Here is a 26319-nt window from a genome sequence, read left to right on the forward strand (position 1 = left end):
ATGGGGACGTACACGATTCCGAACGTCGTGGAGCGGACCCCGCAGGGCGAGCGGTCGTACGACGTCTTCAGCCGGCTGCTCTCCGAGCGGATCATCTTCCTCGGCACCGAGATCGACGACGGCGTGGCCAATGTCGTCATCGCGCAGCTCCTCCATCTGGAGTCGTCGAGCCCGGAGAGCGAGATCGCGATCTACATCAACTCGCCCGGGGGATCGTTCACTTCGCTGATGGCCATCTACGACACGATGACCTTCGTCCAGGCGCCGATCTCGACGTTCTGCGTCGGGCAGGCCGCCTCCACGGCCGCCGTGCTGCTGGCCGGGGGCGATCCCGGCCGGCGGTTCGTGCTGGAGCACGCGCGCGTGCTGCTCGGCCAGCCGGCCAGCGGCGGCCGTCAGGGCACGGTGTCGGACCTCAGCCTCCAGGCCAAGGAGATGCTGCGGATCCGCGCGCAGGTCGAGGAGGTGCTGTCACGGCACACCCACCACGATGTCGCCACGCTGCGCGCGGACATGGACCGCGACAAGATCTTCACCGCGCGGGAGGCGGTGGAGTACGGGCTCGCGGACGAGATCCTGAGCCGCCGGCTCGCCGTGGTCTGACCTCCTGACCTCCGCAGCCTCGGCTGCCGTGATCCGACCTCCGCAGCCTCGGCGGTGGCCCGACGTCAGGCGGCGAGGCACATCCCGTCGTACCGCGAGGCCGAGGACGGGGTCGACGCGGAGCGGCTCCGGACGGACGGGGCCCGGGGGTGCCGGATCAGTTCGCGCTGGGCCAGCGACAGAAGGTCGCCCAGGCCGAGGCCGAGGGCGCGCGCGGCCGCCGCGAGGACTTCGGAAGAGGCCTCCTTGCGGCCGCGCTCCACCTCCGAGAGGTAGGGCATGGAGATCCGGGCCGCCTCGGCCACGTCCTTGAGCGTGCGTTCCTGCGCCAGCCTCTCGCGCCGCAGGACATCTCCCACCAGGTCGCGCCACAGCGGTTCCCTGGCCGTGGAAGAGGGGGCGTCGGGCCCCCGGCGCGGTGCGAGCACGGGCGGGCGCGGCACCCGGCCCGGGGCACCCGGCGCCGGGGCCCGGGAGGGCTCGGCCGCCGCCGGGCGCAGGGGAATGACGCGGGCTTCGTTCCTCACGTGGTCGCTCACCCCTCCAGCCTAGGAGCGCCGCGCCGCACGGGAAGGTACCGGCGTTCCGCTCTCGGTGAAGCGGGCGGAACGCCGACGGTCGGGACCGGGCCGGCCGGCCCGGCGGAGGGCGCTGCTCAGGTCGCGGGGGCCTCCGCGGAGGAACCCGCGGACGAGGCCGGGCCCGAAGCCGGCGGCGGCTCCGACGCGGGTGACGCGGGCTCGCTCGAGGGGGGCTCCGGTGGCGCCGAGGACGGCGGGGCGGAGGGCGGTTCGGAGGAGGACGACGACGTCGACGGCGACGAACTCTCGGACGAAGGCGAGGTCGCGGTCGACGGGCACGGGCTTCCGGAGGCGGGCTTCCCACCGCCGGGCAAGACACACGGTGAGGCGGAGCCGGAGACACTGGCCGAGGGCGAGGGGTTCACCGGCGGGTGCGTCTTCTTGTCCTTGTGCACGTCGTTGCCCCGGTGCCGGGCGATCCACTCCTTGTTCTCGGGGTCGTAGAGGACGAACACGTTGATGACGGTCGTCGAGGGTGCCACGACGACGACGTCGTTCGAGCGGTACCCGGGCCAGGAGTCGCCCGTCGCCTTGGGGGTGCCCTTCTGAGCGACCGGCGGGCGGAGCGGATTGCCGCACGCGCAGCGCACCCGGGGCACACCGCGGGAGTCCACGAGGACGGCGGTGCCGGTCTGGAGGACCGCCTGGAAGCTGGTGGGCGCGCCGTTGCGGTAGCCGTGGTTGGTGACGCGGGTGTCCAGGCGCAGCTGTACGGGGGTCAGGGAGCGCAGGTACGCGGGGACCGCGTCCGGCTGGATGCCCTCGACGGAGGCGAAGGCCTTGTTCTTCGCCGGGTCGGCCGTGAGCACGCTGATCTGCTTCTCCACATCGCAGCTGGACACGTCGCGTGTGCCGCCGTAGAGGCCGGGGGCGTTGCCGCTCACGGCGACGGTGGCGTTGGCGGGTGCCGATGTGGCCGGGGTCGCGGGGGTCTGCGGCGCGGTGGAGGTGTCGTTGGCGGTCGACTCGGTGAAGGGGTCGGGCCCCGACTTGTCCGCGGACTGGAGGAAGACCTCGCTGCCGGTGTTCTTGGTCCCGCCGCCGTTGTTGGTGAAGACCAGTCCGAGGATCACCGCCGCCGCCACGACCCCGGTGAGCAGCGCGACCCGTGGTGCGGACCGCCACCAGGGCCGATCGGGTCCCCCGCCGCCCGGTTTGCCGGGCCCCGCGGCTCCCCCGCCGGGTCCCTCGGGACCGGCCGCGCCACCGCCCGTACCGCCACCGCCGGAGCCGCCGCCCGTCCCGCCCCCTCCGGTGCCGTCGCCGCCGCTTCCCGCTCCGGAGGCCCCGCTCGGCGGTCCGGCGGGCGGGACGTCGACGGGCTGGGTGGGGCTCGGCTGCGACGGGCCCGACAGCGGGCCCGAGGGCGGTCCGGTGGGGCGGCCGGAGGAGGGCGGTTCGACGCTCACGAGCTCTTCTTCCCGCTGGAGGGATGCTGCGGCACCGACAGTCCTCTGTGCCGCTTCGTTCCACAACGCACCCATTGTGTGCCCCGGTCCGCGGGTGCCCGCAAGCCGACGCGGCCGGCTCTCCCCGAGGGGCGGACGGACCCGGCGCTGCTTAGCGTGGCAGCGTGAGTCCCCCGACACCGTCCGCCTTCCCGGCCGACAGCAGCGGCGCCCGTCCGGCCGCCCGGCACGGCTGGCTCCAGGCCCTCGTGGCCGTCCTCGCCGGCCTGGTCCTCATGGGGGTGGTCGCCGCGCTCGGCCTGTGGGCGTCAGGCGCCACCGACCTGCCCGACAACGCCTATCCGCGGGTGGTCGCGGCCACCCTGGTCACGGCGGTCGGCGGCACCATCGAGCTCACCGGTGACGCGGGAGCCATCGCCCAGACGAAGGCCGGCCTCACGGTCGTCCCGCTGTCGGTGACCCTGACCGGGGCGCTGGCGCTCGGAGCGGGATTCCTGCGGCCCCTGCGGCATCGCGCGGTGGCCGGGGCGAGGGAGGTGGCGGGCTGGGCCGGACGGCTGGCCGTCCTGTGGCTGCTCGTCCTGATCGGGCTCATGCTCGCGGCCCGCCAGAACTTCACCGTCGACCTCGGGAACGGCGCCATCGGCGCCATCGGTGACCTGTTCGGCGCAACGCCCGAGGTGGGTTTCAAGGCTTCCGTGGCACCGACCCTGATCTTCGGGGTGCTGTGGCTGGCCGGTGTGTTCGTGATCGCGCTGCTGGTCTCGCGGGGGGCTCCGCTCCCGGCCCGGCTGCTGCGCTTCCAGGAATCGGTGCGGCCGGCCGCCTACGCCATGGTCGTCCTGCTGCTCACCTGCGTGGGCCTCGGTGCGGTCATCGGGCTGGTGGTGGCGGCGACCCGCGGACATCCGGCCGAGACGTTCGCCGTGATGCTGCTCGGTCTTCCCAATGTCGTCTGGCTCGCGTTCACCATCGGTCTGGGCGCCACCTGGAACGGGCGTGTGGACGGGCCCTTCGGGCTGCCGATGCCGCATGTCCTCGACGAGGTGCTGCGCACTCCGGACGTGTCCGAGCTCAATCTCGGCTCGCTCGCCGACTACGACGGCCGGATCTGGTGGCTGGTGGTCGTCGACGCCGTGCTGCTGCTCGGGGCGGCGTTCCTGATGGCGGCCCGCTCACCGGCCCGGACGCGGTCCTGGCAGCACGCCGTCCGCATGGCGGTCGCGCTGGCGCTGACGGTGCTCATGATCTGCCTGCTCGGGCGGCTCTCGGCGCACTACGGCCTGTCGATCCTCGGTCTCGGCGACATCGGCGGAGGTCTGAAGGGCGAGCTGTTTCTGAGTCCGCAGGTGTGGGGCGCCCTCGGGCTCGCCGTGCTGTGGGGGCTGGTCACCGGTTTCCTGGGCGCGGTCCTGGCCAAGGGCGTCCGGCGCAAGGGGGAGATCGGCTCGGACGGCTGAGGGTGGCTCCGCCGCGCCGTCTCAGTGCCGGAACACCGGGCCGGCCCAGATCGGCGGTTCCGGTACGGGCCCCGGTCCGCCCGGCACGGCCTCGGGCTCCGCGCCCGTCCCGGTGCCGCCCCCGGTCACGGGACCGCGTGCGGCGATCCGCAGCGCGCTGACGAAGGCCAGGCACGAGTCGTACCGGTCGTCGGGGCTCTTGGAGAGCGCCTTGGCGAGGACGGCGTCGACCGCGTCCGGGATGCCGGGGCGCACGCTGCTCAGGGCCGGCGGCTGGTCGTACTGGTGGGCCCACAGGAGTGCCATGTCGTCGTCGCGCTGGAAGGGCGGGTGGCCGGCCATCGTCTCGTAGACGACACAGCCGAGGCTGTAGACGTCGCAGCGGCCGTCGACCGGTTTGCCGGAGATCTGTTCCGGGGCCACGTAGTCGAGGGTCCCGACGAACTGTCCGACGCTCGTGAACCCGGTCAGCGACAGGGACTTCTTGGTCAGTCCGAAGTCCGTGAGGTAGACGTGTTCGGGGTGATCGCTGTCGGTGCCCTGGGCGACCAGGATGTTGCCGGGTTTCACGTCCCGGTGCACCAGGCCGTGGTCATGGGCGGCGTCGAGCGCGGAGGCGACCTGGATGCCGATCCGGCCGGCCACCGTGACCGTCAGGGGTCCCTCGCGGTCCAGGAGATGGCGCAGGTCGCGCCCGGCGACGTAGCGCATGGCGATGTAGAGGACGCCGTCCGTCTCGCCCGCCTCGAAGACGGGCACGATGTGCGGATGGTCGATCGCGGCGGCCACCCGTGACTCGTGGGTGAAGCGGCCGCGGAAGGTGTCGTTGCGGGCGAGCTCGGGGGCGAGGAGTTTGAGGGCGACCGTGCGGTCGAGGCGCAGGTCCTTGGCCTGGTAGACGACGGCCATCCCGCCGCGCCCGATCTCCCGCTCGATCCGGTAGCCCGCGATCTGCCGTCCGATCAGCTCGGAGGGCCGCCCCGAGAACGGGCTGGCGTCCGGCCCGGACGACTCGCCCATCAGCCGTCACCCCGCTCGTACCCCACGCGGGGCATCAGTCCTCACCCCGGTCGTCGCCGCGCTCGTCGTCCTCGAAGGTGACCAGACGGGTGGGCTCGTGTCCGGCGGGTGGCCCGTCGGGCGGTCCGGCCGGAGGCCCGCCCGGTGTCGACTCCCGCACGATGCGCGTCGGCTCCGCCTGGCGCCCACGCGCCGCACCGGACCCCTGCGCCGCGCCCGGTTCAGGCACCGGTTCCGGGCCGCGCGTCCCGTTCGGTGTCGACTCCCGCACGATGCGCGTCGGCTCCGCCTGGCGCCCACGCGCCGCACCGGACCCCTGCGCCGCGCCCGATCCCCGCGCCACACCCGGTTCAGGCACCGGTTCCGGGCCCCGTGTCCCGTCCGGGTCCGGCGCCCGGTCCGGTTCCGGCGCCCGTGCCTCGTCACGCTCCGGGGGCTCCTGCGGCGACGGCTCCTGTTCCGCCTCCGGCCGGTGGGTCGTCTCGCGTCGCGCGGTGGAGGGGGTGCGTTCGGCCGCGAACGTGCTCAGGCGGGTCCCGTCGCAGTACACCCACCGCTCGTGCTCGCCGTCGTACAGCCACATCGACTCTCCGTCGACCACCACTCCGATCCGGCTGCCCTGCGTCCGGGCCCGGAAGTTCTCGGCCTCCAGGTGCCCGGAGGCCAGTTCCTCCGCCGCCTGCCGGTAGTCGGTGAGCGCCTGTTCCACGCGTGCCAGCAGGGGGCGCGGGTCGGCGGTGCGGGCGAGCGGCCGGGTCGCCACCGGCGGTACCTGCGGTACGGCGATCAGCAGACGGCCGTCCACCCAGGCGGACCAGCCGTTGGCGCAGACGACCCGCCCCCAGTCCCCCAGCCGGTCGACGAGTTCGACCGGCAGCAGCGCGTCCAGGGGAACGGTGGGCCGGGAGGGGTCGGGTGACTCCCAGGCGGACAGCCCGTCCTGCGGAACGACGTGCGTCGGACGGAAACCGGGGCTCGTCATCGGCGGCTACTTCCGCATGACGGCGGGCTCGCGCCGTCGCAGCAGCAGGGCGACCAGCCAGCCGAAGACGACGGAGAGCACGACGAGCATGCCCATGTTGAGGAGCCAGACTCCGGTCGAGTGCCGGAACATCGGGTCGCCGGTGAGCTCGCCGGGCACGATCCGGGCCAGGCCGATGGTCCCGGCCATGGCGCCCAGGGCCCAGCGGGAGGGCACGAGCCAGGACAACTGCTCAAGTCCGGGCACTCCGTGCAGTTTCAGCAGGGCGCCGCAGAAGACGACCTGGACGATGGCCAGCAGGACCAGCAGCGGCATCGTCACCTCCTCCTTGCGCACCACTGCGGAGACGAGGAGGCCGAGCATCATCGCGGTGAAGGCGAGCAGGGCCACGGCCAGCGTGATCTCCACGAGCGGCGGCATCAGCACGCCCTTTCCGCCCGGTGCGTTGAGATCGACGCCGAACAGGGCGACGAGGGTGAGCACGACGGCCTGGAGCACGGTGATGGTGCCGAGGACGACGACCTTGGACATCAGGTACGCCGATCTGGACAGGCCGACGGCCCGTTCCCGCTGGTAGATCGTCCGTTCCTTGACGAGTTCCCGCACGGCGTTGGCCGCTCCGGTCAGCACGCCGCCGACACACAGGATGAGCAGCGCGTTCATCGCCGAGTCCTGGGTGAGCTTGCCCCCCGCCAGTGCCCGCGCCATCGCGCCCATCACGAACGGCAGGGCGATCATGATGGCGAGGAAGGTGCGGTCGGCCCCGAGGGCGGCCGCGTACCGGCGGACCAGCGTGCGCAGCTGGGAGCCCCAGCTCTGGGCCTTCGGGGGCGGTCCGACGAGCGCTCCGGTGGCCGCGTCCGGCAGCCTCGGCTGCACGGTCGATTTGTCGATGTACTGACCGTGGAACGGCGAGTCCCTGTACTCCCCCGCCCAGTCCCGGTCCGTGTCGCGCTCGAAGGCTTCGAAGGCCTCGGGCCACTGGCGGTAGCCGAAGAAGGCAAGGGTGTCGTCGGGCGGGCCGTAGTAGGCGACCTTGCCGCCGGGCGCGAGGACCAGGAGCCGGTCGCAGACGTCCAGACTGAGGACGCTGTGGGTGACGACGATGACGGTGCGGCCGTCGTCGGCGAGGCCGCGCAGCATGTGCATCACCGACCGGTCCATGCCCGGGTCGAGTCCGGAGGTCGGTTCGTCCAGGAAGAGCAGGGACGGCTTGGTGAGCAGTTCGAGGGCCACGCTGACGCGCTTGCGCTGTCCGCCGGACAGGCTGTGGATGGGCTGGTCGACGCGTTGCCCGAGGCCCAGCTCGCCGATCACCTCGTCCACCCTCGCCAGGCGCTCCGCCTTCGCCGTGTCCTGCGGGAAGCGCAGTTCGGCGGCGTAGGTCAGGGCCCGGCGGACGGTGAGCTGGGCGTGCAGGATGTCGTCCTGCGGGACCAGGCCGATGCGCTGGCGCAGTTCGGCGTAGTCGCGGTAGAGGTCACGGCCGTCGTAGAGGACCGTGCCGTGGTCGGCGGGCCGCTGTCCGGTGAGGGCGTTCAGGAGGGTGGACTTGCCGGCGCCGCTCGGGCCGACGACGGCGAGCAGACATTTCTCGCCGACGGGGAAGGACACCTGGTCCAGCAGCGTCTTGCGGCCCCGGTCGACCTCGACGACGAGGTCCTGCACGTCGAGGGAGACCTCGCCGCTGTCCACGTACTCCTGCAACTGGTCGCCCACCAGGCAGAACGCGGAGTGTCCGATGCCGACGATGTCACCCGGTGTGATGAGGGCGCGCTCGACGGGCTGGCCGTTGAGGAACGTGCCGTTGTGACTGCCGAGGTCGACGATCTCGTACGTCCCGTCGGGCCTGGCCAGCAGTTCGGCGTGGTTCCTGGAGACGATCAGATCGTCGATGACCAGGTCGTTGTCGGGGCCGCGGCCGATGCGGACGGTGCGCGAGGGCAGCGGCCGCACGGTCGTGGGCTGTTTGAAGGTGCTGGTGGCGGCCGGCATGGACACGGCCGAGGGGCGCTCCGCGGCGGGTGGGGGGCGACGGACGAGGACGGCGCGCGGGCCGTCGGCCGGGCTGCCGAAGCGGATCACGCTGCCGGGTCCGACGCCCCATTCGTGGACGCGCCTGCCGTCGGCGTACGTGCCGTTCGTGCTGTTCTCGTCCTCGAGCGTCCAGTGATCCGCCTGGGGCCGCAGCACCGCGTGGTGCCACGAGACCCGGACGTCGTCGATGACGACGTCGCACAGCGGGTCGCGTCCGACGTGGTAATCGTGGTTCGGACTCATCACCGTCGAGCCCGTCTCGGTTTCGAGGACGAGCTCGGGTGCAGTCGCCGCGACCTGCCTCTCTGCCATGCCAGAATTCTAACGATTCGCCCAGATGTGTGCCTGATCAGCGCCCGGCGGCCGGGGCGCACGGGCGGTCAGGCGGCGGAGGTGCCGAGCACCGCGGCGGTGCGGTGCATGCGCAGCGCGTCCACCGACTCCGCGAGGAGTTCGTACTCGGTGGTGTCGTCGTTGGTGGAGACCCGGACGAGTTTGCCCGCGGCCAACTCCTCGGCGACCAGATCCTGTTGATCCGAGTCACCGCACCATGCGCGCAGCATCGCGGGGACGTCCGGAACGCTTTCCCCCACCGGCGCGATCGAGTTGGGCGGAAAGGCGGGGTCCTCGGGCTGCGGATCGAGCCGTTCGGCCATCCAGGCCGCCCGGTCCCGCATCCACCACAGGGCCAGCGCGAGCGTCGGCGCACGATAGGTGCCCAGGGGTACGCCGACTCGCTGACCGCCGCACATGCCGTACGCGGTGACATGGCACAGGAATTCGTCGTGCACGATCTTCCCCCAGTGGCGTCGCTCGTCGCCGGTCCGGCCTCGCTTTCCGTGCGGCTCATGGGCACTGCTCCGTGCAATTGCACAGGCTTGGCTGAATTGCCCTACTGATTGAGTATCGCCACTACTGACACACTGTCACCATGTGAATTCAGCCAGTCTCTTGGCATATTCACGGCGGCGATTGGCCGAAAGGGCACCCAGGGTGGCCGGGCCCCGGAGACGTGGCATGACCCGCGAGGTAATCGACCCTTCGCGCGGCGCCCGTCAGGGTGGTCACAACGCATCCCGGAGTGCAACTCCGGCCCGGGACACGGACCTTGACCATGGATACGTTCCCCCTTGGAGGCTGGTTCACCATGTCCGCGAACACCGACCGCTACGAGACCGCCGTCGCCGCCTACTTCGAGGCCTGGAACGCGGACGGGCGGGACGCGCTGACGAAGGCGGTGGCCGCCGCGTGGGCCGCCGACGGCACGTACACCGACCCGCTCGCCGAGGTCCGCGGGCACGAGCGGATCACGGAGGTGATCACCACCGTCCACGAGCAGTTCCCCGGGTTCGTCTTCCGCCCGCTGGGCACCGTCGACGGGCACCACGACACGGCCCGCTTCGGCTGGGAACTGGTCGATACGAAGGACGGTTCGGCGCCCGTCGCGGGATTCGACGTGATCGTCCTGGAAGCCGAGGGCCGGATCCGCAGCGTGCACGGATTCCTGGACCGCGTCCCGGCCTGAAACGCCGGGGTCCCTGACGCGGACGGGGTACGCGTCAGGGACCCCGGTGCACGCGCGGCGGCGCGACCGGCCTCGTCGGCCCTACGCCTTGGTCACCGCGTCGATCCGGGCGAGCTCGTCCTCGGTGAAGTCCAGGTTGGCGATGGCCTCGACGCTGTCCTCCAGCTGCCGCGGGCTGCTGGCGCCCACCAGGGCCGAGGTGACCCGGCCACCGCGCAGGACCCAGGCCAGCGCCAGCTGGGCCAGCGACTGACCGCGGCACTTGGCGATCTCGTCCAGGGTCCGCAGCCGGCCCACGAGATCCTCGGTGACCGTGTCCGCGCTCAGGAACGGGCTGTCGCTCGCGGCTCGCGAGTCCTCCGGGATGCCGTTCAGATAGCGGCCGGTGAGCAGCCCCTGCTCCAGCGGCGAGTACGCGATGGATCCGACCTGGAGGTCGTCGAGCGCGTCCAGCAGGCCCTCGTCCTCGGGGCGGCGGTCGAGCATCGAGTACCGCGGCTGGTGGATGAGCAGCGGGGTGCCCAGATCGGCCAGGATCCGGGCGGCTTCACGGGTCTGCTCCGCCGAGTAGTTCGAGACACCGACGTACAGCGCCTTGCCCTGCTGGACCGCCGAGTGCAGGGCGCCCATCGTCTCCTCCAGCGGAGTCTCCGGGTCGGGGCGGTGCGAATAGAAGATGTCGACGTAGTCCAGACCCGTCCGGGCCAGGCTCTGGTCGAGCGAGGACAGCAGGTACTTGCGCGAGCCCCACTCGCCGTACGGGCCCGGCCACATCAGATAGCCGGCCTTGGTCGAGACGATCAGCTCGTCGCGGTGGTGCGAGAAATCCGCCCTGAGGGCGTCGCCGAGGGCGGACTCGGCGGCGCCGGGCGGCGGGCCGTAGTTGTTCGCCAGGTCGAAGTGGGTGACGCCCAGGTCGAAGGCACGGCGCAGGATCGCCCGCTGGACGTCCACGGGCCGGTCGGGGCCGAAGTTGTGCCACAGACCGAGCGACAGCGCGGGAAGCTTCAGGCCGCTGCGTCCGGTGCGCCGGTAGGGCATGTCCGCGTAACGGTCGGGGTGCGGGGTGTACAACGCGTACTCCTGAGAGGCCGGGGAAAACAGGCTGCTTCCACTCTCGCGCGCCCCCCGGGCATCGGTCCAACGGGAGGATCGGATGGCATTGAGCGCTCCCGCTTCTCAATCGGTCACGGCGCCCTCCGTCCGGCGCCTACCCTTGCCTCCCATGGAACTGCGTCATCTCCAGCACTTCGTCGCCGTCGCCGAGGACCGGCACTTCACCCGGGCGGCGGAGCGGCTCATGGTGTCGCAGTCGGGGCTCTCCTCGTCCGTCAGGGCGCTGGAGCGGGAGCTCCAGGCGCCGCTCTTCGTCCGGACGACCCGCCGGGTCACCCTCACGGAGGCCGGTCGCGCCCTGTTCGTCGAGGCGGAGCGGATCCTCGCCCAGGTGCGTTCGGCGCAGGACGCCGTGGCCGCCGTCCAGGGGGTGCTGCGCGGCACCCTTTCCCTCGGCACCGAGCAGTGCATCGCGGGCGTGCACTGCGCCCGGCTGCTCGCCGCGTTCCGGCGGCGGCATCCGGACGTGGAGATCCGGCTGCGTCAGGCGGGCTCGGAGGCGCTGGCCGAGGAGGTCGCCGCGGGCCGTCTCGACCTGGCCTTCGCCGTGCGGACCCGGGCGGACTCCGAGCACCTGCGCTCGGTGCCGCTGGCCAGTGAGCCGATGACCGTGCTCTGCCACCCCGGACACCCCCTGGCGACGGCCGCCGTCGTCACTCCTGAGGAACTGGGCCAGGAGGCCTTCGTCGACTTCCACCCCGACTGGGGTCCGCGGCGCACCACCGACGCGGCGTTCGCGGCGGCGGGTGTGCGGCGGACGGTGGCCCTGGAGGTCAACGACGTCCACAGTCTCCTGGAGCTCGTCCACGAGGGCCTCGGGGTCGCCGTCGTACCGCGCCACTTCGGTCACAAGCCGGAGGCCCGCGACCTCACCGCGCTGCCCTTCAAGGGCGTCTCGGAGGGGTCGTACGAGACGGTCGCGATGCTGCCGCCCGCGGAGGCCACGAGTCCCGCGGCGCGGGCCCTGATGCTGCTGCTCGACGCCCCCGGGGAAGGCGCCTGAGCCATTGCGGGCGCAGGGACGGGCGTGATGCGCGATGGTGGTCCCATGCTTGCCAAGGACATCCTCATCGACGGTTTCGCCCGCGTCCGGGAAGAAGTCCACGCCGCGGTCGGCGGCCTCGCGCCGGAGGGCCTCAACGCCCGCCCCGGCGAGGACGCGAACTCGGTCTCCTGGCTGGTCTGGCATCTCACCCGGGTCCAGGACGACCATGTCGCCGACGCCGCCGGGACGGAGCAGGTGTGGCTCACCGAGGACTTCGCGAAGCGCTTCGGGCTCGATCTGCCGCGGGCCGACACCGGGTACGGCCACACGTCCGCGAAGGTCGCCCGGGTCCGGGTGGAGTCGGGCGACCTGCTGCTCGGCTACTACGACGCCGTCCACGAACGGACCCTGGCGTTCATCGGCGGACTGGCCGCCCATGACTTCGAGCGCGTCGTGGACGAGCGCTGGGATCCGCCGGTGACCCTGGGCGTGCGCCTGGTCAGCGTCCTGTCCGACGATCTCCAGCACGTCGGACAGGCCGCCTACGTACGCGGGCTGGTTCAGCCGGCGTAGCCGGGGAGCACGACGTCCTCGATGAGGGCCTCGCGCTCGTCGAAGGGGATGAACGCGCTCCTGAGCGCGTTGACCGTCACGGTGCGCAGGTCCTGAAGGCCCCAGCCCGCCTCCTCGACGAGCAGCGACATCTCCCGGGTCATGGTCGTCCCCGACACCAGGCGGTTGTCGGTGTTGAGGGTGACGTTGAAGCCCAGGTCGCGCAGGGCGGTGATGGGGTGTTCGGCGATGGACGTCGCCGCGCCGGTCTGGAGGTTGGACGTCGGGCACATCTCCAGGGCGATCCGGCGGTCGCGCACCCAGCCGGCGAGGCGGCCGAGCTTGCCGTCCACGATGTCCTCGGTGATGCGGACGCCGTGGCCGATGCGCTGGGCGCCGCAGACCTGGAGCGCCTGGTGGATGCTGGGCAGACCGTGGGCCTCGCCGGCGTGGATGGTGAACGCGACGCTCTCGCGGCGCAGGTGCTCGAAGGCGGCCAGGTGGTCGGCGGGCGGGAAGCCGTCCTCGGCGCCCGCGATGTCGAAGCCGACGACCCCGGCGTCCCGGAACGCGACCGCGAGGTCCGCGATCTCGCGGGTCCGGTCGAACATCCGCATGCCGCACAGCAGGGTGCCGACGCGTACGGGGGTGCCCGCGGCGGCCGCCTTCGCCATACCGGCCGCGAGACCCTCCTGCACCGCATCGACGACCTCGGGCAGGGTCAGCCCGCCGTTGACCATGAGCTCGGGCGCGTACCGCACCTCGCCGTAGACGACGCCGTCCTCGGCGAGGTCGAGGACGTACTCCTCGGCCGTGCGCAGCAGGCCCTCGCGGGACTGCATCACGGCGAGGGTGTGCTCGAAGGTGGCTATGTAGCGGACCAGGTCGCCGGAGTTGGCGGCCTCGTAGTACCAGTCGGCCAGTTCCCGCGGGTCCGTGGTGGGCAGGGTGTGGCCGACGGTCTCGGCGAGCTCGACCAGGGTGGCCGGGCGGAGGCCGCCGTCGAGGTGGTCGTGCAGGACCGCCTTGGGCAGGCGGCGGATCGTGTCGATGTCGATGCGGGGCGCGGTCATGTGCGGTGTTCCTCGGCAGGTGGGTCGGAGCGGGAGGGTGCGGGACGGTTCGGGCGGGTGCGGACGGTACGCGTGGGGCCCGGTCAGCCTGCGGGCTGGAGGAGGTCCCAGCGGTTGCCGTACAGGTCCTGGAAGACGGCGACCGAGCCGTACGGCTCGTGGCGCGGCTCCTCCAGGAAGGTCACGCCCGCGGCGCTCATCCGGGCGTGATCGCGGGCGAAGTCGTCGGTGTACAGGAAGAAGCCGACCCGTCCGCCGGTCTGGTCGCCGATGCGGCCGCGCTGCGCCTCGTCCTTGGCCCGGGCGAGCAGCAGCCCGGTTCCGGCGCCGTCCGCGCCCGGCTCGACCACGACCCAACGGGAGCCGTCGGGCCTCGGGGTGTCCTCCACGAGGCGGAAACCGAGGGCTTCGGTGTAGTGGCGGATGGCCTCGTCGTAGTCGTCGACGACGAGGGTGACCAGGGCGATGCGTCTCATCGGGCTCTCCAGGGTTATACGTAACACGTAGGGTACGACATCCGCCGCGGCATCCGTCGGGGGCCACCGGCCTCACGGTGCACCTACCCGCCGGGCGGCAGGAAGCCGATCTTCGCGGGGCGGTACGGGAACGATCCCGGCCGCCAATCGTCTACAGTTGTGTAGACGAAATCGACGAGGCAAGCGAGGCGGGTGGGCATCGGCGGCGTGTGCCGCCGCGTGCGCGCACCTGCCGTGGAAAGGGGCCACGCCCATGTCCGCCGTCCCGGGCGTCGCACCCGCGCGCGCGACCGACGCCGTCGCGGCCCGCCCATGAGGCGCCACGGCACCAGCGACCTCGCCGCGTCGACCGCCGTGGGGAGTCTGGTCGCGTTCGTGCTGCTGACCCTGATCGTGACCGGTCGCCACGGCGCTCCCCTGCTCGTCGACTCCCGGCTCGCCTCCTGGTCGGTCGCGCACCGCCCGGACGTGGCACTCGCCCTGGCGCGCGGGGTGACCTACACCGGCACAGGAGCCGTCCCGTACGCACTGGTCGTCATGGCCGGCCTCCTCCTCGGGCGGACGGCGCGACAGCGGGTCAGCGCCGTGGCCGCGTGCGTGTGCGTTCTGGGGGCCGCGCAGGCCCTGCGGTTCGCGGTGATGTCATGGGTCGCCCGGCCGAGACCGCCCCTGGCGGACTGGGCCACCCATGCCTCGGGATGGTCCTTCCCGTCCGGTCACACCACCACCTCGGCCGTCACCGCCGGAGTCCTGATCTTCGCGGTGCTCGCCCGGGCGCCGCAGTCCAGGAGAATTCTCGTCGCGCTCGTCGGGTGCTGGGCCGTGCTGGTCGGTCTGTCCCGCGTCTATCTGGGCGTCCACTGGTTCTCGGACGTCCTGGGCGGCTGGCTGTTCGCCGTCTGCTGGCTGAGTCTGCTCCTGTACGGCCTCACGCGCTTCCTCCCCTCCACGTACTCCGCGATATCGGCGCCCCGTCCCCGCCAAGGCCCGACGACGGAAGAGCGCCACGATGAAGCCCGAGCAGCCCGCGAACTTCGCGACCCCGGCGAGCCCAGTGGGCCCGACGGGCCCGGCGAGCCCACCACGTCCAGTGAGCCCAGCGAGCCGGGCGAGCCCAGGGCGTCCAGCACCCCTCGCGATCCCGACGCATCGGACGAGGTCCCCCCTCACCCTGCTCCGTGACCATCTCGGCTGGGCGGTGAGCGGCGCCTATCTGGCCGCCGCGACCGTGCCCGCGCCGGGCCTGTGGCTGCGCCGCACCCACTGGCTCGGCCCCTCCTCGTTACCCGGAATCCCCTTCACGACGGCCCCGTTCCTGCTGTCCCTGGTGCTGTTCACGGCGGGCCTGCAAGTACCGCTGAGCGAACTGCGCGCGCTCGTCCGCCGTCCCGCGGCGCTGCTGACGGGCCTCGTGCTGCACCTGGTCGCACCGCTGCTGATCATCCCGGGCGTGGCGTTCGCGCTCCGGCAGTCACCGGACAGCGACGGGGGAAGCGGGCTGGTCACGGCGATGATCCTCATCGTGGCGATGCCTGTGGCGGCCGGGGCGACGGTGTGGACCGGCAAGGGCGAGGGCTGCCAGCCGACGGCGGTGGGCCTCGTCCTCGCGTCCACCATCGTCAGCCCACTCACCCTCCCGGTGACCCTGGCGGCCCTGTGCCCGCTGCTGCACGGCCCGTACGCGGGCTCGCTCGCGGAGGCGGCCCGGACCGCCGGCAGCGGTTTCGCCCTCACGGGGGTACTGCTGCCGTGCGGCGCGGGAATCCTGTGCCGCCTGGTGCTGCCGGGCCGCCCGGCCTCCCTGCTGGTCGGCGCGGCGGCTCCCGCGGCGATGCTCGCCTCGCTGCTCCTGACCTACGTCAACGCGAGCGGAGCCCTCGGACCCTTCCTCGCCCACCCCGAACCGGTCCTGTTCACCGCCGCGGTCACCGTCGCCGCCACCGTCTGCGGGCTGTCGTTCGCGCTGGGCCTGGTCACCACCCGCGCCCTGCGCCTCGACGCACCCGCGGGAGCGTCGGTCACCCTGGCCTGCGGCATGAACAACAGCAGCGCCGGCGCCGTCCTGATCACGACGGCCCTCCCCGACCGTCCGCACGTCCTGCTCCCGGTACTGGCGTACAGCCTGTTGCAGAAGGCGGCCGCAGGAAGAGTCGTACGCGCGGGCCGCCGCCCTCGCCGACCGTTCTCGTCACGGCCATGGGCCGGACGCCGCCATCGGACTGGCAGCCCGGCCCGTCGTGGCCCCCGCTGACCGCACCCGTCTAGCTCGCGTGCTCCGCCCGTCGTGCCGCCACGACGAAAGCGTCGACCGCCGCCAGGTACGCCGCGGCGGCACGGCGGAAACCGTCAGCCTCTCGGATGTCGCGCTCGACTGCGGCAAGGCGGGCGTACGCCTCGCCCGTGGCCCCGTGGACGGCGTTCGCCGCCGCCACCGGACCGGGGTGGCATTCCAGCGAGACGACCGCCAAGGCACGCAGGAAGGGGCCGTAGGAGTCACGCAGTCGATCCCGGAGCTCAGCGAGGGAAGCCTGCCGCGCCGCCTGGTCCTCAACATCCAGATACTTGGGGATCCGGCGGTACAGAATCCCCATGTCGTTGGCCTCCTGGATGAATTCCAGCTGCGTAGCCCTGCGCGCCTCGCGTTCTCGGGCGAAGTGCTCGGCCTCGGCGGTGGCCTGGGCCTGGACACGAGCGGCCTGCGCGTTGCCCTTGCTGGTGACCCAACTGGCGACCACCGCCGTGCCGGCGGTCAGTACGGCCACCCACAACGCACCGTTGTCCATGACTCGAAGTGTGTGCCACCTCTGCCCGGTTGCCTAGTGCGCGAGGAGTTGGCCAGCGTGTTCGGCCGCGGCGCGAGCCCCGCGTCGGTCGTCCTCGCGGGTGAGGTCGGCGTGGGGCTCGCGGTCTCCGGCGGGTTACGGGTAGACGTAGGTGTTCAGCGTGTTCACCGCGGAGGTGGGGTTTCCCAGGTCGTAGCGGTCGACGGCGAGGTAGTTGGGCTTCTTGCGGGCGGCCGGTTCGCAGAAGCGGCGGGCCCGGTCCGTGAGTTTGGTGTTGTCCGTGCTCGCGGTCCCGGAGATGGTGACGTCGCGGAAGTGGTTCATGACGAAGAGGGGCCGGAAGCCCGGCTCGGTGCGGGTGAGCGGCACGTTCGTGTCCGCGCCGTACCAGCGGCTGTAGCAGGACCAGTCGGAGGAGCCGAGGCCCGAGCCCATGGACCAGTAGTTCTCGACGGTCCACTCTCGCTGGTACATGACGCCGAAGCTGTCGCGGGTCAGTCCGGCGGACTCGTCGGAGGCGCGGCTGTGGTCGGTGAAGATGAGCAGGCGCTGCCCGGCGGCGGTCAGGTCGGCGAGCTTCGGCCAGCCGTGCTCGCGCACGCCCGTCTGGTCCGGTCGGTAGAGCACGTCGGACAGGCCGTTCACCCGGGCGAGTTCGGCGCGCAGGACGCCCGGATCGACGTAGTCCTCCAGGAACACGGTGACGAACTGATCGGGGTGCTGCTTGAGGAAGTCGACCATGCGCTGGAGGTCGACCCAGAGCGCGACCGGCTTGCTGACCAGGGTGCAGCTGTCGTGGCAGAGGATCGCACCGTCGGACGTCTGGTGCAGGTCGAGCATGAACCCTCGTACACCGTCGGCGAGTTGCTGGTTGATCCCGCGCGTCTGATTCGGGACGAGGTTGACGAAGGGCGGGGCGAAGCCGCCGTCCACGCCGTTCGCGTAGGCGTTGTGGGCGGTCAGGAACGTGACCTGGTCCAGGGTCCGCTGGTCCTGGGACGGCATCGGCCGGGTCGTGGAGGTGACCGGGGTGAGGTACCAGGAGGCGAGGCCGCCCGCAGAGCCGATCGCCAGCTGGGCCGGGTAGTTGGAACCACCGGACTTGTCGGTGACCGTCAAGTACCGGCTCGTTCCAGGGACCTTGAGCGTGTACTGGTCGGCACCGTTCGGCGTCACCTCCCAGGCGGCGTCGGCACTCGCACAGGCGACGGTCCTGGCCTGGTCGCCGGAGCGGCCCAGACAACTGCCCGCGGTGTCGACGCTTTCGAGCACGAAGGAGGAACCGCTCTGGCGGAGGGACCACTGCTGGTGGTCCTCGTTGCCCTTCGGATTGTGCTGGAGGACCGCGCCCGAACTGTCGGCGGCGTTCAGTCCCGTGATGGCGCTCTGGACGAAGTAGGTGCCCGGGGCGGGGACTTCGGCGGCGCCCGCGGGTGCGGGGACGGCGAAGACGGATCCCAGTACGGCGGTGGCGGCGAGCAGGGAGCGTCGGCTCGGTCTCATGGCACGTGAACCCTTCCTGTGGGGAGCATGAGCATGCCATGCAGACAGGCGCCGGTGAACGCCGACGAGCAGCCGGGCTACAGATCGCGTCAACGGGCGCCGGTGGACAGGAAGGGGGCGGGAAGAAAGGCAGGTCCCGCGACGGTTGCCTCCGGCCGGTCGCGATCAACACGGCCCGCGCGTAGGGAAGTTGTTCCTTAATCGAGGTCAGACGGCCTAGCGTGTGCCGGGGTGCTCGATTCGCGTGACGAACGTGGCGATGTCGGCGACCACCCGTTCGGGCTGCTCCCAGTGGACGCAGTGCCCGGTCTCCGGGTAGGCGAGGAACTCGGCGCCGTGGACCGCGTCCAGGATGGTCTGCTGGTCCTCGCGCGGCAGCAACTCGTCCTGTTCACCCCAGATGACGAGCGTGGGCACCAGGATGCCGCCGAGCGTCGCACGGAGATCGACGTCGAGGAGGCCGCGGGCGGTGTCCTTCCAGACGTGCGCGGGAGGCTTCAGATTCTCCTCGACCATCGTCTCGATGAACCCCCGGGCGATCGGGCGGGCCGCCGTGTCGGCCAGGAAGTCCTCCACGAACGCGCGCGGCACGGGATCGGACAGGTCCTCCATGGCGTTCACCAGCCCGGTCACGGCCGGTTTGTCCGCGAGGGTGCCGGGGACGCCGAGCAGCACCAGACCCGCGATGCGGTCGGGATGGCTGCCGGCGACGAGGCGGGCCGGTACGCCGCCGCTGGACGCCCCGACCAGGACGGCACGCGGGATGTCGACCGCGTCCAGGAAGGCCACCAGGTCCGCGGCGAAGTCGTCGGGAGCGTAGCCCTCGGGGGGCCGATCGGCGTCGCCGTGCCCGCGCTGTGTCGGCGCGTAGCCGTGCAGGGTCGCCGGCAGGCGCCTCAGCAGGGGCTCGAAGGACCACCAGGAGTCCGCCAGACCGTGCACGAAGACGACCGGCGTACCACTGGGGTAGCCGGCTTCGGCGTACGGAAGGGCGAGCCCTTCCCGCACCCGCGCGGACTTCAGGGAGATCACGGTCACGGCACCCTGCCTCCTTCCGCCCGGCCACCGGGGCCCGGGAACCCGGGAGCGGAGCACGAGCGGCGATCACTTCCGACAGTACCGAGCGGCGGCACGCGCCGCGCTGTGAACGGTCCCGCCCGCGCCGTTCGAATGAACCCGGGGCACGCGCGGGCGTGCGCCGGTCCGGCCGAGTGAGGACCCGCTCCCGCTCCGTCGCCGGGAACGGTTAGGGTGTCCGTCGTACCGGACACGGGGTGCCCCGTCCGAGGGCTGAGATCACACCCGTCGAACCTGAACCAGTTCGTACTGGCGGAGGGATGTCTTCCATGCCATTGGCGCATGTTCCCGGCGGGCTGCCCGCCGACAGCCGGCCCGCCGTCTTCGACGGACGGATGCCGGCCGCACCCGGCGATCTGCGGGTGGAGGGGCACGGCATCGAGCCGGTCCCCGAGAGCAACCGGTACGGCGGGGCCGGGCGCCTGTTCACCGTGTGGTTCGCCCCGAACCTGACCATGACGGGCGTGTTCACCGGCACCATCGGCGTCACGCTCGGCCTGGACTTCACCACCGCCCTCGCCGCGGTCGTCCTCGGGACCGTGCTCGGCGCTCTGCCCACCGCCGCCCTCAGCACCTGGGGCGGACTCACCGGCACCGGCCAACTTCCGCTCGCACGCCTCGCGTTCGGCCGGTCGGTGATCCTGCCCGGGATGCTCCAGTGGCTGTCCTCGGTCGCCTGGGACGCGTTGATCGGCCTGTTCGGCGGGGATGCGCTGGCGCGGTTGTGCGGCTGGCCGTTCTGGGTCGGCGTGCTGGTCATGATGGCGGCCCAGGGTGCCCTGGGCGTCCTCGGCTACGAGGCCATCCACCGCCTCCAGATCGTCATGACGTTCGTGCTGGCGGTGGCCTTCACGGTGATCGCCTGGCGGATGCTCGACGGGGTCCACCCCGCGGCGACGGGGTCCGCGGCCGGCGCCGACCGCCTGGGCGCGTTCGTGCTCACCAGCACCATCGCGCTGAGCCTGTCGCTGTCCTGGGCGCCGTACGCGTCCGACTTCAGCCGCTATCTGCCGCGCGGCACCTCCCGCCCGCGGATGTTCTGGTGCACGCTGCTCGGGCTGGTCACCTCCTTCGTCGCCGTGCAGGTCCTCGGTCTGTGGGGCGCTTCGGTGCTGACCGACCAGACGGCGGCGGGCGTGGACGCGCTGCTGGGCGGCGGTGCGGCCGGCGCGTTCGGGCTGCTGGCGGTGGCCCTGGCCGCGGTGTGCAGCAACGCGATGAACGACTACAGCGGTTCCCTCGCCCTCCAGACGCTCGGTGTCCGGATACCGCGCCCGGCGGCCGCCGCGCTGGCCGCCGCGCTCGGTTTCCCGCTGGTGCTGTGGATGCACGCCGCCGACACGACCGCCCGCTTCCAGAACGTGCTGCTGTTCGTGGGCTGTTGGATCCCCGGGTTCGTCGCGATCGTCGTCGTCGACTGGATCGCCCGCGGACGGGAGCGCGGCGACGCCCCGCTCGACATCGCCGCCGAGACGGTCCCTTCGCGCACCGGACGGATCTCGCTCCTGGCGTTCGCCGGGGCGTTCGGCGCGGCCGTTCCGTTCATGGACACGAGCCTGTACGTCGGTCCGGTGGCGAACGCGCTGCACGGCGCCGATCTCTCGTACTACGTGGCGTTCCTCGTCGCCCTCGCCCTCTACGCACCGCTGCGGCTGCGCCGTCGCGCCTGAGGGCCGCCCCGCCCGTCGCTCCGCCGGCCGGGGGCCGTGCGCCCGTGGCCGTACCCGAGAGGAACTCCCCGCATGACCGCACCGCCCCGCGTGCTGACGATCGCCGGATCCGATTCCGGCGGAGGCGCAGGAATCCAGGCCGACTTGAAGACCATGCTGGCGCTGGGCGCTCATGGGATGAGTGTGCTCACCGCCGTGACGGCACAGAACTCCGTGGGTGTGCAGGGTGCTTGGGAGCTGTCCGAGGAAGCCGTCCGGGCCCAGTACCGCAGTGTGGTCGACGACATCGGCGTCCAGGCCGTGAAGACGGGGATGCTCTCGTCGCCCGGACTGGTCACCGTCGTCGCCGAGTTGCTGTCCGACGTGGGCGCCCCCGTCGTCGTGGACCCGGTGAGCGTCTCCAAGCACGGCGACCGGCTGCTGGCCGACGACGCGCTGGACGCCGTACGGACCCGGCTGCTCCCTCGGGCGACCGTGGCCACACCGAACCTCGACGAGGTCGCCCAGCTCACCGGGGTGAAGGTGAGCGACGAGACGGGGATGCGCCGGGCCGCCGGTGCGCTGCTCTCCTTCGGCCCGCGCTGGGTGCTGGTGAAGGGAGGCCATCTGCCGGGTGAGGCCGTCGATCTGCTCACCGACGGAACCGACGAGCACTGGCTGCGCGCGCCGCGCCACGACAACCGGCATACGCACGGAACCGGGTGCACGCTCGCCTCGGCCATCGCCGTGGGCCTGGCCGAGGGCCTCGCGGTGCCGGAGGCCGTACGGCGGGCCAAGGCGTACGTGACCGCCGCGATCGAGGCCGGATTCGCGCTCGGGGCCGGCATCGGTCCGGTGGACCACGGGTGGCGGCTGCGCCGGACCGGATGACCCCGGCGCGGCCCGACTCGCAGCCCCCGAGCCGCAACGCCCGGCTCCCGGCTCCCGGCTCCCGGCTCCCGGCTCCCGGCTCCCGGCTCCCGGCGTCCGACTCCCGGGCACCCGGCACCCGTTCCGCGGTCCCGCGCAGCTCCTGGCCCGGATGCTGAACACCCCGGCCCCTCCCGTGCGTACTGATCGGCACAGCGACAGTCGTCTGCTCTCCCGTCAGGTACGCGGACAGGCAGATCCGGATCCAAGGAGCACACCATGAAGGCGACCGCGCAGATCGGCGTCACAGGGCTCGCGGTGATGGGCCGCAACCTGGCCCGCAACTTCGCCCGGAACGGCTACACCGTCGCCGTCCACAACCGCACGCCCGCGCGCACCAAGGCACTGGTGGAGGAGTTCGGACACGAGGGCGCCTTCGTGGCGGCGGAGACGGCCGAGGACTTCGTGGCGGCGCTGGAACGCCCCCGCCGTCTCATGATCATGGTGCAGGCGGGCGCCGCCACCGACGCCGTCATCGAGGAGTTCGCCCCGCTGCTCGAAGACGGCGACATGATCATCGACGGGGGCAACGCCCACTTCTCCGACACCCGCCGCCGTGAGCAGTCGCTGCGCGAACGCGGCATCCACTTCGTCGGCGCGGGTGTGTCCGGTGGCGAGGAGGGCGCGCTCAACGGGCCGAGCATCATGCCCGGCGGGTCCCCGGAGTCGTACGCCTCGCTGGGTCCGATGTTCGAGTCGATCAGTGCCAAGGTGGACGGCGAGCCCTGTGCCACGCACATCGGCACCGACGGCGCCGGCCACTTCGTCAAGATGGTGCACAACGGCATCGAGTACGCCGACATGCAGCTGATCGGCGAGGCCTACGACCTGCTGCGCCGCGTCGGGGGCTACACGCCGCCGCAGATCGCGGAGATCTTCCGGCGCTGGAACAAGGGCCGCCTCGACTCGTACCTGATCGAGATCACCGCCGAGGTCCTGGCCCACACGGACGCCTCCACCGGGCAGCCGTTCGTCGACATCGTGGTGGACGCCGCGGGGCAGAAGGGCACGGGCCGCTGGACCGTGCAGACCGCCCTGGACCTCGGCTCCCCGGTCACCGCCATCGCGCAGGCGACCTTCGCCCGGGCCGCCTCCAGCCAGGGCGGACTGCGCGCCGCCTACCGCGGACTGCCCGGCGGAACCCACTGGGACCTGACGGGAACCGAGGCCGAGCGTTTCACCAGCCAGGTCGAACACGCCCTGTACGCCTCGAAGCTGATCGCCTACGACCAGGGCTGGAAGATGATCCTGGACGCCGCCGCCGAGTACGGCTGGGACATCGACCTCGGCGAGGTCGCGAAGATCTGGCGGGGCGGCTGCATCATCCGCGCGGCGTTCCTCGACCGTATCCGCGCCGCGTACGCCGTGGACCCGGGCCTGGTCAGCCTGCTGTCCGACGCGGGCTTCGCCACCGAGATCAAGGACGCCCAGGTCCCGTGGCGCGAGGTCGTCTCGACGGCCACGCGCAGAGGAGTGCCGGTGCCCGCGTTCTCCGCGGCGCTGTCCTACTACGACACCCTGCGCGCCGACCGTCTGCCCGCCGCCCTCACCCAGGGCCAGCGCGACTTCTTCGGCGCCCACACCTACCGGCGCACCGACCGCCAGGGCAGCTTCCACACCCTGTGGGGCGAGGCGTCCCGCGGCGAGACCGAGATGCTGTGACCCCGGTCGGATGACGGGTGTGTGAGGGGCGGGCCGCACGTTCCGAAGGGGGACGCGCGGCCCGCTCCCGCGTGTGCGCCGGGGTCTCGACCGGCGTTCACGGCAAGCGGGTCGAGCCGGTTCGCGAGCTCCCCCGTCACCGCGGACGGGAGCGAAGGGGTCGCGGCCGCCGACCTGGTCTTCCTGACGGCAGGGCCTTGGGCTGGTCGCGCCGGTTGCGGTGTCAGGAGGGCAGGTCGACGTCGTACGGCGTGATGTCGTCGACGCGTTCGTGTCCGGTGACCAGCTCGTGTCCGGTGACCAGTTCCGACGTGATGCGGATGAAGACGTCGCGGGGCGAGGCCGTCCAGGAACGGGGGCCTGTCCGGGTGAGGCGGTCGTGTTCGGCGGGATCGTCCACCACCAGGGCGCGGCCCGTCACGAGCACGCTCCAGCCGGAGTGCGCCGCCGCGTCGACCGCGTCGGCCTCGAACGCCACCACCACGCCGTCGATGGAGCGGGCCAGTGCGGAGTCGGCCGAGGTCCGCAGCACGACGGCGGACTCGGCGTCCAGGCTGAAGGTGACGGGCAGCACCGCAGGCAGGGCGTCCCGCGTGTGGACGACCCTGCCGATGGCCGCGTCACCGAGCCGGTCCAGGCACTCCTGCCGGCCGAGTTCACGGAAGCCGTCGTCGGGATTCATCGGCGGAGCCACCTCTCACGCGTCGCGGCGACACAGCGGTGCACGGTCATACGGTCAGGTTCCGGCGAGCGGTGCGGCGGGAACAGGGTCCGATGGTCCCGGGCGGCCGGAGTCCGGCCGCTTCGCGGTGGGCTGCTCAGATCGCGCGGGCAGGCGTCGGCCCGCCCGGCGCGTCCGTCCCGCTCGGCTCCCGACGACCGAGACCGTTCCGGCGGTCAAGGCGGCCAGTGCTTCCGCGACAGCCTGTTCAGCGCGCGATCCGGCCTCGCGCATCCGTCCTGACCGGGGCAGATGCGGGGTGCGAGAGCCGCGCGGTCCCCTCCGCGGGACCCGGCGGGCTCCTCCACCGCTCGCGCGCGCCGCGATCCGCTTGCACTGTTGGGGTGTAACGAGGAGGTGCGGTGCCATGCGCGGAGCACGGGGAGCAGAGGGTGCGAGGCAGTGGTGCTGGCGCTGGCGGAGGAATCCGCTGCGTCGCCGTGACGACGTCTTCGAGGCGTGGATCGTGCTGATCGTCTGGACGGTGATGGTGCTGGGCGGCATCCTCGCCGGACTGGTGACGGCCCATGCCGCCGACGAGTCCTTCGCCCGGCTGCGGCACGACCGGCACGCGGTCCCGGCGGTGCTGGTGGGCAGTACGGGATCGGCCGTACCCGCCGGGGAGAGCGCGGTGTACGACCATGTCCGAGCGCCGGTCCGGTGGACGGCGGCCGACGGGTCACCCCACGTCGGCAGCGCCCTGGTGGAATCCGGGCACAAGGCCGGGGCGCACGTGGTGATCTGGCTGGACGCGCGGGGCCGGCCCACCACGGCACCGCCGACCGGCAGCGCGGCGGCGACCGAGTCGAGCCTGCTGGGCGTCGGCGCCGCCGTGGCCCTGGGCGGCCTGGTCTTCGGCGCCGGCGGCTTCGCCCGGTGGCGGCTCGACCAGCGGCGCTACGACCGATGGGAGCGCGAGTGGGAGCGGCTCGGTCCGCAGTGGGGTCACAAGACACCGTGACGCCACGGTCCGGCGCCGCCCTGGAGGCGGAAGGGCCCCGGGGATCGTCCCGGAGCCCTTCGCCGCGTGCCGAGGACGGTGCCGCTGACCGACGACCGAGTGCCGACGGCCGCATGCCGCTGACCGCGTACCGGTGACCGCGGGGTCAGTCGTGCGGGACCACCGCGACCGGTGCCGTGGAGTGGTGCAGTACCGCCTGGGTCACCGGCCCGACGTGCCCGCCGAGCGGGGACTCGCGGTTGCGGCGGCCCACCACGACCAGTGCCGCCTCCCGGGAGGCCTCGACGAGATGGAGGCCGGCACCGCCGATCACGGCCTGTTCACGCAGCTCGACAGCGGGGAACTTGTCCCGCCAGGGTGCCAGGACCTCGGCGAGCTGCCGCTGTGCCTGGGCGAGCAGTTCGTGTTCGGCCTCCGTGTCGAACGCCCCGCTGTAGCCGTAGTAGGGCGGCAGACTCCAGCCGTGGACGACGTGCAGGTCCGTCGCCCTGTGGGCCGCCGCCCGGAACGCGAACGCGATCACGGAGGCGTCCGGGTGCTCCAGGTCGAGCCCGAGAACGACCGCCTCGGGTCCGGAGGTCTCATCGGGTACGAAGGTCTCCGCGGGCCGCGCGTCGGCTCGTACGAGCACGATCGGCGTCCGGCAGCGTGCGACCACGGCCTGCGCGACGGACCCGGTCAGGAACCCGGCGAGTCCCCCGAGGCCCCGGGACCCGAGCACGAGCGCGGCGGCGTCCTCGGCGGCGGCCAGCAGCGCGGGGACGGGCTGTTCGGCGACCCGCGCGGCGGTGATGGACAGCCCGGGATGGTCCGCGGCCAGCTTGGCCGCCGTCTCGCGGGGCAGACGCTCGGCGGCTTCTGGCCGGGGGTCCTCCGAAGGCGGTGGAACCCAGGCGCCCGCCAGCGGTCCGTAGACGTAGGGATGCCACAACCAGGCGTGCACGAGGTGCAGTCGGGCGTCCGTGCGCACGGCTTCACGGGCTGCCCATGCGGCTGCGGCGAGGCTCTCGGGCGAGCCGTCCAGACCGGCGACGATCGTGGGGGACATCTGGGGGACCTCCTTGAGGGATGCGGGATCAGTCTCGCGGCGGCGACGGGCACCCCGGGAGGGGTCGCAGGTCCCCGGCCGGGGCCAACCGGCCCCTGCCGCAGGGGACTTCACGCGCTCCGGAACGACGCCGGCGCGCCGTGCGGCCGGGCGCCCGGCCGCTGCG

Annotated in this window: 25 protein-coding genes and 1 riboswitch; of the genes, 11 read left to right on the forward strand and 14 right to left on the reverse strand. The window is 72.4% G+C overall.

The window, feature by feature from the left end:
* Window positions 1-603: a ClpP family protease gene (locus tag ACZ4AA_RS08045; RefSeq protein WP_467597288.1), complete on the forward strand. Its 603-nt coding sequence runs from the start codon at window positions 1-3 to the stop codon at window positions 601-603.
* Window positions 604-668: 65 nt separating this feature from the next.
* Here the strand turns inward: ACZ4AA_RS08045 and ACZ4AA_RS08050 are convergent, their stop codons facing one another.
* Both ACZ4AA_RS08050 and ACZ4AA_RS08055 read right to left on the reverse strand, forming a co-directional pair.
* Window positions 669-1142 carry a helix-turn-helix domain-containing protein gene (locus ACZ4AA_RS08050; RefSeq protein WP_467597290.1) on the reverse strand — a complete coding sequence of 158 codons (474 nt, stop codon included), beginning with the start codon at window positions 1140-1142 and terminating at the stop codon, window positions 669-671.
* 116 nt (window positions 1143-1258) lie between these two features.
* Window positions 1259-2593: a DUF6777 domain-containing protein gene (locus ACZ4AA_RS08055; RefSeq protein ID WP_467597293.1), complete on the reverse strand. Its 1335-nt coding sequence runs from the start codon at window positions 2591-2593 to the stop codon at window positions 1259-1261.
* Between the two features lie 164 nt (window positions 2594-2757).
* Between ACZ4AA_RS08055 and ACZ4AA_RS08060 the strand changes: the two genes are divergently transcribed.
* The gene (locus tag ACZ4AA_RS08060; protein ID WP_467597296.1) at window positions 2758-4053 is read left to right on the forward strand and encodes a streptophobe family protein; all 1296 of its coding nucleotides are present in this window, start codon (window positions 2758-2760) and stop codon (window positions 4051-4053) included.
* A 21-nt stretch (window positions 4054-4074) separates the two neighbouring features.
* On the opposite strand, the gene ACZ4AA_RS08065 is transcribed toward ACZ4AA_RS08060, so the two are convergent.
* The 4 genes from ACZ4AA_RS08065 to ACZ4AA_RS08080 all read right to left on the reverse strand — a co-directional run bounded on the left by ACZ4AA_RS08065 (window position 4075) and on the right by ACZ4AA_RS08080 (window position 8883).
* Window positions 4075-5073, reverse strand: a complete 999-nt coding sequence (locus ACZ4AA_RS08065; RefSeq protein ID WP_467597299.1) for a serine/threonine-protein kinase — start codon at window positions 5071-5073, stop codon at window positions 4075-4077.
* A gap of 34 nt (window positions 5074-5107) precedes the next feature.
* A complete protein-coding gene (locus ACZ4AA_RS08070; RefSeq protein ID WP_467597302.1) occupies window positions 5108-6055 on the reverse strand; it encodes a hypothetical protein in 948 nt (315 codons plus the stop codon).
* 6 nt (window positions 6056-6061) lie between these two features.
* On the reverse strand, window positions 6062-8404 hold the full coding sequence (locus ACZ4AA_RS08075) for an ABC transporter ATP-binding protein/permease (protein ID WP_467597305.1): 2343 nt from the start codon (window positions 8402-8404) through the stop codon (window positions 6062-6064).
* A 68-nt stretch (window positions 8405-8472) separates the two neighbouring features.
* Window positions 8473-8883: a hypothetical protein gene (locus ACZ4AA_RS08080; RefSeq protein ID WP_467597308.1), complete on the reverse strand. Its 411-nt coding sequence runs from the start codon at window positions 8881-8883 to the stop codon at window positions 8473-8475.
* A gap of 356 nt (window positions 8884-9239) precedes the next feature.
* On the opposite strand from ACZ4AA_RS08080, the gene ACZ4AA_RS08085 reads away from it, so the two are divergent.
* A complete protein-coding gene (locus tag ACZ4AA_RS08085) occupies window positions 9240-9617 on the forward strand; it encodes a nuclear transport factor 2 family protein (protein WP_467598888.1) in 378 nt (125 codons plus the stop codon).
* Window positions 9618-9698: 81 nt separating this feature from the next.
* On the opposite strand, the gene mgrA is transcribed toward ACZ4AA_RS08085, so the two are convergent.
* The gene (gene mgrA, locus ACZ4AA_RS08090; RefSeq protein WP_467597311.1) at window positions 9699-10691 is read right to left on the reverse strand and encodes an L-glyceraldehyde 3-phosphate reductase; all 993 of its coding nucleotides are present in this window, start codon (window positions 10689-10691) and stop codon (window positions 9699-9701) included.
* Between the two features lie 151 nt (window positions 10692-10842).
* On the opposite strand from mgrA, the gene ACZ4AA_RS08095 reads away from it, so the two are divergent.
* Window positions 10843-11736: a LysR family transcriptional regulator gene (locus ACZ4AA_RS08095; RefSeq protein WP_467597313.1), complete on the forward strand. Its 894-nt coding sequence runs from the start codon at window positions 10843-10845 to the stop codon at window positions 11734-11736.
* A gap of 45 nt (window positions 11737-11781) precedes the next feature.
* Window positions 11782-12291: a mycothiol transferase gene (locus tag ACZ4AA_RS08100; protein ID WP_467597316.1), complete on the forward strand. Its 510-nt coding sequence runs from the start codon at window positions 11782-11784 to the stop codon at window positions 12289-12291.
* On the opposite strand, the gene ACZ4AA_RS08105 is transcribed toward ACZ4AA_RS08100, so the two are convergent.
* Window positions 12279-13343: an adenosine deaminase gene (locus tag ACZ4AA_RS08105; protein WP_467597321.1), complete on the reverse strand. Its 1065-nt coding sequence runs from the start codon at window positions 13341-13343 to the stop codon at window positions 12279-12281. The two genes, ACZ4AA_RS08100 and ACZ4AA_RS08105, sit on opposite strands and share 13 nt — an antisense overlap.
* An 83-nt stretch (window positions 13344-13426) precedes the next feature.
* Window positions 13427-13819, reverse strand: coding sequence for a VOC family protein (locus ACZ4AA_RS08110; RefSeq protein WP_467597324.1), 393 nt, complete (start codon window positions 13817-13819; stop codon window positions 13427-13429).
* A gap of 312 nt (window positions 13820-14131) precedes the next feature.
* Here ACZ4AA_RS08110 and ACZ4AA_RS08115 point away from each other — a divergent pair, with 312 nt between their 5' ends.
* On the forward strand, window positions 14132-15001 hold the full coding sequence (locus ACZ4AA_RS08115) for a phosphatase PAP2 family protein (protein ID WP_467597326.1): 870 nt from the start codon (window positions 14132-14134) through the stop codon (window positions 14999-15001).
* A gap of 16 nt (window positions 15002-15017) precedes the next feature.
* Entirely contained in the window at window positions 15018-16070 is a 1053-nt protein-coding gene (locus tag ACZ4AA_RS08120; protein ID WP_467597329.1) for a bile acid:sodium symporter family protein, read from the forward strand.
* A 10-nt stretch (window positions 16071-16080) separates the two neighbouring features.
* Here the strand turns inward: ACZ4AA_RS08120 and ACZ4AA_RS08125 are convergent, their stop codons facing one another.
* The 3 genes from ACZ4AA_RS08125 to ACZ4AA_RS08135 form a co-directional block, all read right to left on the reverse strand.
* On the reverse strand, window positions 16081-16602 hold the full coding sequence (locus ACZ4AA_RS08125) for a hypothetical protein (RefSeq protein ID WP_467597332.1): 522 nt from the start codon (window positions 16600-16602) through the stop codon (window positions 16081-16083).
* Window positions 16603-16737: 135 nt separating this feature from the next.
* Window positions 16738-18105 (reverse strand): RICIN domain-containing protein, encoded by a 1368-nt coding sequence (locus tag ACZ4AA_RS08130; RefSeq protein ID WP_467597336.1) that lies wholly within the window; start codon window positions 18103-18105, stop codon window positions 16738-16740.
* A 216-nt stretch (window positions 18106-18321) separates the two neighbouring features.
* Window positions 18322-19143: an alpha/beta fold hydrolase gene (locus ACZ4AA_RS08135; RefSeq protein WP_467597339.1), complete on the reverse strand. Its 822-nt coding sequence runs from the start codon at window positions 19141-19143 to the stop codon at window positions 18322-18324.
* Between the two features lie 222 nt (window positions 19144-19365).
* A riboswitch (TPP riboswitch) is annotated at window positions 19366-19460 on the forward strand.
* On the opposite strand from ACZ4AA_RS08135, the gene ACZ4AA_RS08140 reads away from it, so the two are divergent.
* From ACZ4AA_RS08140 to gndA, 3 genes are all read left to right on the forward strand, one after another.
* Window positions 19452-20852, forward strand: a complete 1401-nt coding sequence (locus tag ACZ4AA_RS08140; protein ID WP_467597342.1) for a purine-cytosine permease family protein — start codon at window positions 19452-19454, stop codon at window positions 20850-20852. It overlaps the preceding riboswitch by 9 nt.
* Before the next feature lie 72 nt (window positions 20853-20924).
* Window positions 20925-21722, forward strand: coding sequence for a bifunctional hydroxymethylpyrimidine kinase/phosphomethylpyrimidine kinase (gene thiD, locus ACZ4AA_RS08145; RefSeq protein ID WP_467597345.1), 798 nt, complete (start codon window positions 20925-20927; stop codon window positions 21720-21722).
* A 258-nt stretch (window positions 21723-21980) separates the two neighbouring features.
* Window positions 21981-23423: an NADP-dependent phosphogluconate dehydrogenase gene (gndA, locus tag ACZ4AA_RS08150; RefSeq protein WP_467597348.1), complete on the forward strand. Its 1443-nt coding sequence runs from the start codon at window positions 21981-21983 to the stop codon at window positions 23421-23423.
* A 223-nt stretch (window positions 23424-23646) separates the two neighbouring features.
* On the opposite strand, the gene ACZ4AA_RS08155 is transcribed toward gndA, so the two are convergent.
* The gene (locus tag ACZ4AA_RS08155; protein WP_467597351.1) at window positions 23647-24105 is read right to left on the reverse strand and encodes a pyridoxamine 5'-phosphate oxidase family protein; all 459 of its coding nucleotides are present in this window, start codon (window positions 24103-24105) and stop codon (window positions 23647-23649) included.
* Between the two features lie 406 nt (window positions 24106-24511).
* On the opposite strand from ACZ4AA_RS08155, the gene ACZ4AA_RS08160 reads away from it, so the two are divergent.
* A complete protein-coding gene (locus ACZ4AA_RS08160; RefSeq protein WP_467597354.1) occupies window positions 24512-25105 on the forward strand; it encodes an Rv1733c family protein in 594 nt (197 codons plus the stop codon).
* Between the two features lie 145 nt (window positions 25106-25250).
* Here ACZ4AA_RS08160 and ACZ4AA_RS08165 read toward each other — a convergent pair whose 3' ends face one another.
* Entirely contained in the window at window positions 25251-26153 is a 903-nt protein-coding gene (locus ACZ4AA_RS08165; protein ID WP_467597358.1) for a universal stress protein, read from the reverse strand.
* Window positions 26154-26319: the final 166 nt, after the last annotated feature.

The sequence above is a fragment of the Streptomyces sp. NPDC024698 genome, from assembly GCF_055559015.1.